The sequence below is a fragment of the Zhongshania sp. genome (assembly GCF_041584495.1).
In the GTDB taxonomy this organism is placed as follows: Bacteria; Pseudomonadota; Gammaproteobacteria; order Pseudomonadales; family Spongiibacteraceae; genus Spongiibacter.
The window spans coordinates 44,766-51,793 of the sequence record NZ_JBFHDY010000013.1 but is presented as its reverse complement, the minus strand read 5'-3'; the positions used below and the strand labels follow the sequence as shown (position 1 = coordinate 51,793).

Below are 7,028 nucleotides of genomic sequence, written 5' to 3'. Positions count from 1 at the left end.
ATTGAATCTTGAGGATGAGCAAAAACGTCTAGCCATGTATGAGAAATGGCGCAAGGCGCAACGCATAAACTATCCAGAGTTGTTGCAGCAGCGCAAACTCGTCACCGCCCTAGAGCAGCTAGAGCAGGCGCGGGAGGCTTTGCGCAAAACGCACAACCAGTATGCAGCGCTTACCGACTATATACGCAAGCGGCAAGGCGCACACCTTGGCAACAAGCAGGGTGATGTTTACCACGAAATGCAGGCAGCGGCATCGCGGTTTGGGTTGAAGTCAAAACATACTAGCGAGGTTCTTGTGGCGTTAGGTGAGCAAGCCCTCAAACAGCAGAAGGTGGGGTGATGAGTGATATTGAACAACAGCTTAAGTGGCTTGACGACATACGCGATAGTGATGAATACAAAGAGGCCGCCTTAGAGAATCGGGTAGAACTTTTGGAAGAACAAATCACCCGCCTGCGCGCTGAGCTGGCGGAGGCTGAGGGGCAGGATGTGCTATACGTAGTTCTCGACACAAACACAGGAAGGCCTGAATCGGAGTTCGTCGAGATTGAAAACGCAGAAGGTTTTTCTGTGGAAGTTTTCAGCGTAATAGACAGCGGCGGATTTAGAAGAATTGGGCCACTCTACACCCACCCAGCACCCGCCAAGGTGCCGGAAGTTAACTTTGATGATGTGCCGGTGAGCGTTAAAGAGCTTACACCTGAAGCGGCTTGGATTTGTGGCTACTACGCCTGCCGCGAAGCCGGGCTCGAAGCACAGGGCGGGGAGTGAGGTATGCTACCACAAGAAGAGGAGATTAAGTTATCCGCGCTATCTCTACCCGAGGGTGTGTGGCATAACGTATTCTGCCCGTTCTGCCGAGCTTCTCACGAAGATAAGCTATCCATCCTGAAGGATGGGACTACCATAGTCTATCGTTGCTTACGGGCCTCCTGCGGAGCTTCTGGTAAGATTGGTTCTGGTGGGGTTTCGAGTACTCCGAAGAAGAAACCGGAGTTCATTCCCAAACGATACACCAAAGCCCTCACATCCCTCCCAGACGCAGTAGCTGAAGAGGTGTATGAGAAGTACGGACTCACCCTGGACGACATGGTAGCCCAAGGCTTCAAGTGGGCAGTAGAGGACGGTGCGTTGTATATGCCTGTGTACAATGCTGCTGGCATCCACGTAGCTGATTGTGTCAAGAAGTTGAAGCTGTCGTATCCCAAGGAACGTAAGGTCATAACCTTGTACCACAAGCAGGATATGAACCTACATTTCCCTATAGGCAGCAGTCGGGATTCTACGTGTGTGTTGGTGGAGGGTGTTCTAGATGCGGTGAAGGTGAATAAGCTCCTATCATCAGTTGCACTACTAGGTACGCACCTCAGTAACGAACAGGCTGTTGCCTTACGTAAGAAATACTCCAAGCTGATCTTTGCACTCGACCCCGATGCTCAGGATAAGGCAGTGAAGTTGGCTAAACAGTGGAGGTGTTTGTTTAGTACGTCTGTAGTTATGCTACGAGATGATCCTAAGGATTTACCACTAGAAGAATTGAAGGAGGTGTTTCTATGAGGAATGTATTATTTCTACTGGCTGCGGCAGTGATCGGCTATTACATGGGACTGGCTGAACATGAATTCGACAAGCGGATGCTTAAGCAGCAGTATGAGGTTTCTCTGGGCAAGTTAGCTGTTGAATGTGGGTTTCTCGGAGAGAATATTTGATAATTCGGAGGAGGTGTGGAGAGTAAAATACTAAATGCAGCGTGTTGTGATCGAGCTGCTTACGAGAAGGTAGTCGCCTTCCGATCAAAAGACTCCCTTTCCGATAAGGGAAATATCGTCCTCAAGGAGATTGGTAAATTCTATGAAGCAGACCCTACCGCAACCTCCGTAGACCGCGAGGTACTACGTGACCGCCTAGCTAGAGAGTTCCCAAAACATGCTGAAGTCTTTCAGGTCATGGTCGATGCCTTCGAGGATGTGTCCGTTCCCAATATCATTGCGGAAGTGCTGGCACTCAAGAAGCAAGCCCTGAAGGAGAAGTTAGCCGCAGCCTGCGGAGCTACTAACAACGACGATGAGATCGAGAAGATTTATCGTGAGTTGGAAAGCATCCGAGTCAAGGAGAATCATTCAGGTGCTGCAGACTTGTATCAAGGTATATCCGCCGCTGAGGTTGTTGAGAAGACCACAGGCGGGAACCTCATCAAGTTGTGGCCCAAGGAAGTCAATGATGCAATCGGTGGCGGAGTTCTACGAAAGCACCATATCGTGCTATTCGCCCGACCCGATATAGGCAAGACTACGTTCTGCTTGAATCTGGCTTACGGCTTTCTGAAGCAGGGACTCAAGGTTCTGTATCTCGGTAACGAAGACCCGGCCCACCACATTATCAAACGCATGATGTGCTTGCTGGCTGGTGTGCCAACCAAGATACTAGATGCTCAACCAGAGAAGGTTGATGCTATCCTAGCTAAGCGCAATTGGGACAAGTTCTACTTTGCTGAGCTGATGCCTGGAACTCCGGGTCAAATCAGAGAGCTTGTGGAAGAGATAGCTCCCGATGTTTTGATCGTTGACCAAGCCCGCAACTTGGATATGAAGGAATCCAACAAAGTGTTGCAGATGGAGAAGGGTTGTAAGTTTGTTCGTGACATCTCCAAACAGCACGATATGGTTGGTGTGTCTGTGGTGCAGGCTGGCGATAGTGCCGAAGGTAAGTTGGTATTAGGTATGGGTGATGTAGACTTCTCCAATACTGGGGTTGCTGCTACAGCCGATTTGATGTTGGGATTTGGAGCTAACGACGAGTACGAACGCCAAGGGCAACGTATGATCTCGTACCCCAAGAACAAAATCAACGGTAATAAGGAACCTACCCGAGTACCGATTGAATTCAACACATTTAGGATGGGGTGAGGTTATGGTATTACCGAGCTTTGAGGGGGTAGGAGCCGTAGCTCCCACCTACAGAACCTTTGAGGAGTGGTCTTCCGCAGGATTTCGTATTTACAAAGGTGCTCTTTCACATAAACGAGATGCTGAGGGTACTCCCTTGTTTCACGAAACTCAGGTATATAGTCCAGATGATTTAGACCCCGACTATTTCGATGAGGCTACGTATGGTGACACATTTTAAGGAGAAAAATTATGGCTAAGAAAGTAACTAAGAAAGAACGTAAGCGCATTCGACGTAATGCCTTTACCCAACGTATGTTGGATACAGGAACGACGACTGTATTTGCAGATCGCAGGTACGTTGTGGCCTTGCCGGTTCCTGGGTATGCCACCAGGATCGTAGTACGGGAGAGTTTCTAATGAGATTCTGCATCGGACAGGAATGTTACAATGAGGCAATCTTAGAGGAACCACTACTTTATGTGGGAACTTTTCTCGTATTTTGCGGTCTAAGCCTGTTCTTCAGGAGACATAAAAATGTCTGATTCGGAAGTTACTGGTCGTATCGAGAACTGGTGGATTGGGTGGTCTTATAAGAAAGAGTACCAGATCGCAGGTAATTTGTATGACGACGTGCATGGACGTTGGGAGGATGGGGTGCTTTTCCACACTTCAGGGATTCAATCAAAAGATTTCCCCATACACAAACTACAGCCCGGAGATGTTGTACAAACTCGTAACTCCCGCTACTTGTTAGGGGAGAAGTTGGTGATGCCATGAGTAAGGTTTGGTTTTGCTCCGATTTGCACCTTGGGCACGGTAACGCAATAAAATGGAGAACCCAGTTCGAGACTCCAGAAGACCACGACTCCTATATGTTTGGCAACATAGCCACCATGTTAGGTAAGCGGGACTCTTTGTATGTTCTTGGAGACGCAGCAATTAACGATGTCGGCCTAGCCTTATTAGCACAACTGCCACCCTGTGCGAAGAAAGTTCTGGTTATTGGAAATCACGATACGGAGAGAGGTCTAAAGATTAGGGACTTCCTAGAAGTATTTGATGATGTGCAGGGCTTTATGAAGTACAAGAAGTGTTGGTTGAGTCATGCGCCGATACATCCAGCAGAGTTGCGAGATAAGCCTAACATACATGGACACGTCCATGATGGAACTTTGCCGGATAAGCGTTATTTTAATGTCTGCCCAGAAAACCTAGACAAATTGGTTGGTCGCCCACTAATCACATTTCAAGAGATTCAACATTTCATGGGGAGGTGACTGTGTGGATTTGTAAAAACTGTGGAGATATAGAAGTATGCGAAGTAGTTACTGTTGACGGGAGGGATCGGTGTGACAACTGCGGAAGCATCGTCAAGTGGGAAGATGTCCCAACTGGTGGCGAAGTTACCAAGTTTTCTTACAGACCCCCAGCCAAAGCTATACTACGAAGACAACTATGTAGTACTTGACTTTGAGACCACCAACTTAGATCACGGCTCGCCATACAATGAAGACAACAAACTCGTACTAGCTTGTTGGTCGGTCATTAAAGATGGTAAGTTGCAACGTAAGCGGCAGTTCGGAACAGAGTTTGACATGGCTGAGCTTGTCCAAGACTGCGAAGCTGCTGAGTTCTTAGTTGCACATAACGCTAAGTTTGAGTTGGGTTGGTTACATCGCTGTGGTTACGATGTAGGCTCACGTCCTGTATGGTGTACACAGGTTGTCGAGCACGTAATCAGTGGCAATCGCCAATGGCGTACTGCACTAGACGAGTGTTGTATTCGTCGGGGGTGGAGTAAGAAAGACGATTTAGTATCACGACTAATCAAAGGAGGTGTATGTTGTTCTGAGATACCACGCAAGTGGCTGTCTCGATACTGTGACATAGATGTTGATTTGTGTCACAAGTTGTTTCTAGACCAACGAAAGTACGTATTCAAGTATGGTTTGGAAAACGTAGCGTACTGCAGACTGTTGGTTACGCCAGTATTGGCGGACATAGAACGTCACGGTATGCAAATGGATCACGAACGAGTTAACTTTCTGTACGAGCGGACATCGGAAAAGCTCCGGGAGTTGGATAACCGTTTCGCTGAGCTAACTGGGGGTATCAACCCCAACTCAGGGCCACAGATGGCAGAGTACCTGTATGAGACATTGAGGTTCCCGATACCGAAAGACTATCGTGGTGAGCCTATGATGACTGCAACAGGCCGTCCCAAGACCAATGCGGACGCCATAAATTCCCTGAAACCAAAGAGTAAGAAGCAATTGCAATTCCTGGAGTTGTATAAGGAGATTGCCAAAACCTCTGACCTACTCAGTAAGTATCTGCGTAAGATGCACGACTGCTGTGAGGAGAAGGGTGGGCTACTTCGAGCTTCTTTGAATCAAACTAGAACCCAAACCCACCGCCTAAGTTCAACTGGACAGAACTACAAAATCCAGTTCCAGAACGTACAGCGGGAGTTAAAGGGTGTGTTCAAGTCCCGCCATGAGGGTTGGGACATTGGTGAGGTAGACTACTCCCAGCTAGAGTATCGTACTGCGGTAGACATGGCTGGTGATGTAGCTGGATTGGAGGACATTAAAAATGGTGTCGATGCACACGCATTCACCGCCAGCATCATGTTCGACGAGTGGGCTAATCAAAGCCTTGATAAGCGCGAACGCAAAAATCTCCGCACAGCCGCGAAGTCGGATACTTTCAAACCGCTTTATGGCGGCTCGTCCGGCACTCCGAGGCAGCAGAAATACTACCGGGCCTTTAAAGATAAACACCGGGAGATTACGAACTGGCAGCAACGCAACTTGCAAACAGTTCTTTCTACCAAAAGGTTACGCATACCTAGCGGACTAACATTCTATTGGCCAGATACAAAGATCACTCAATCGGGATACATCGTTAACACGGCTCCCATATGTAACTACCCAGTGCAATCCTTTGCTACTGCGGACATAGTTCCTTTGGGGCTGGTGTGGTTTTGGCACCTGCTACGTGCAGCGGAAGCTAAGACCTACATAGTTAACACTGTTCACGACTCCATCATCACGGAGACTCATCCAGATGAGCGTGAGTTGTACGAACAGCTAGCATCCTACGCAATGATTGATGGTGTGTTGAAATCTCTAGTTGATCTATACGACTACAGATTTACTACACCACTTGACGTAGAATTTGAAGTCTACAAGCATTGGGTGGATTCAGGAGACTGGTATGACAATTTTAAGTGAGGACACAGTGGCACAAACAGTTGCTAAGGAAGTGGCTAAATATACGAAGAAGAAAGAACGCTTGCGTAAGCAGTTCATGCTAAATCTAGCGAAGCTACGCAATCGCTGTCGTATCCAACTGAAGGATACACAGAATGCAATTCTTGACCTCCAGGGTGAGGCTAAAGAGTTGGAACAAACTATTTCAGCAGTTAACGAAGCGGAGAAATTAGCTTAATGGCACAGCAAGCACAGGGCGTTGTCGAGAAGATTAACAGCAAACCAGTGGGTAAGAAAGGTAGTCTTATCTATAGCTTTGTTATCCAAGGTACTTGGTATCGGACGGGCTTCGATGCTCCCCCATTCTCCGAAGGGGATGAGGTACGCTTCCAGTATGAGGAGACTCAATACGGTAAGGAAGTTGTTATGACTACCATCCAATCCCGTAAGGGTAGTGGTAAACCTCCTGCACAGTCCGGAGGGTCTGCTAAGTCTTACGGAGGTGGTAAGAAATCCTACGGTGGTGGTGGCGGCGGTTCCAAGGACGCCTATTGGGAAGAGAAGGATCGTTACGATAAGGAAGTTCGGCAGCCAATCATAATGTATCAAGCAGCTACACAGGTTGCTAAAGATTTGGTGATTGCAGCGTTGAACAACAACATCCTACCAACAGCAGGTTCCAAGAAGGATGACAAGTACGCCTCCTTCATGGGTATTGTGGGCGAAGTACGGGACGAACTATTCCTTGACTACCTCGGAGCACTCAAACGAGCAGAAGCAGGCGAAGCCATTGTGGTTTCAGATGTCCCACAAGAGACGGAAGCGCCGATTGAGAAAGCTGAGACGCCGCCAGTAGAGGAGTCTGCACCAGAACCCTCAACTGACGATTGGGGTGGCATGGAAGATGGAGATGACTGGAATTAAT

10 protein-coding genes are annotated in these 7,028 nt (G+C 48.1%); all 10 read left to right on the top strand.

Annotation, left to right across the window (positions count from 1 at the left end; all coding sequences use genetic code 11):
* A partial coding sequence (locus ABYP33_RS04320) for a hypothetical protein (protein WP_373088772.1) occupies positions 1-340 on the top strand: 340 nt, incomplete at its 5' end.
* Positions 340-771, top strand: coding sequence for a hypothetical protein (locus tag ABYP33_RS04315; protein ID WP_373088770.1), 432 nt, complete (start codon positions 340-342; stop codon positions 769-771). The genes ABYP33_RS04320 and ABYP33_RS04315, both read left to right, overlap by 1 nt.
* 3 nt (positions 772-774) lie before the next feature.
* Complete coding sequence (locus ABYP33_RS04310) at positions 775-1,557, top strand: hypothetical protein (RefSeq protein WP_373088768.1); 783 nt, start codon at positions 775-777, stop codon at positions 1,555-1,557.
* Positions 1,554-1,709, top strand: coding sequence for a hypothetical protein (locus ABYP33_RS04305; protein ID WP_373088766.1), 156 nt, complete (start codon positions 1,554-1,556; stop codon positions 1,707-1,709). Before ABYP33_RS04310 ends, ABYP33_RS04305 begins: the two co-directional genes overlap by 4 nt.
* A 15-nt stretch (positions 1,710-1,724) precedes the next feature.
* Complete coding sequence (locus tag ABYP33_RS04300) at positions 1,725-2,906, top strand: AAA family ATPase (RefSeq protein ID WP_373088763.1); 1,182 nt, start codon at positions 1,725-1,727, stop codon at positions 2,904-2,906.
* Between the two features lie 516 nt (positions 2,907-3,422).
* On the top strand, positions 3,423-3,665 hold the full coding sequence (locus tag ABYP33_RS04295; protein WP_373088760.1) for a hypothetical protein: 243 nt from the start codon (positions 3,423-3,425) through the stop codon (positions 3,663-3,665).
* Positions 3,662-4,165, top strand: a complete 504-nt coding sequence (locus tag ABYP33_RS04290) for a metallophosphoesterase (RefSeq protein WP_373088757.1) — start codon at positions 3,662-3,664, stop codon at positions 4,163-4,165. Before ABYP33_RS04295 ends, ABYP33_RS04290 begins: the two co-directional genes overlap by 4 nt.
* Positions 4,166-4,909: 744 nt before the next feature.
* Positions 4,910-6,124, top strand: coding sequence for a DNA polymerase (locus tag ABYP33_RS04285; protein ID WP_373088754.1), 1,215 nt, complete (start codon positions 4,910-4,912; stop codon positions 6,122-6,124).
* On the top strand, positions 6,108-6,341 hold the full coding sequence (locus ABYP33_RS04280; protein WP_373088751.1) for a hypothetical protein: 234 nt from the start codon (positions 6,108-6,110) through the stop codon (positions 6,339-6,341). Before ABYP33_RS04285 ends, ABYP33_RS04280 begins: the two co-directional genes overlap by 17 nt.
* The gene (locus ABYP33_RS04275) at positions 6,341-7,027 is read left to right on the top strand and encodes a hypothetical protein (RefSeq protein ID WP_373088748.1); all 687 of its coding nucleotides are present in this window, start codon (positions 6,341-6,343) and stop codon (positions 7,025-7,027) included. Before ABYP33_RS04280 ends, ABYP33_RS04275 begins: the two co-directional genes overlap by 1 nt.
* Position 7,028: the final 1 nt, after the last annotated feature.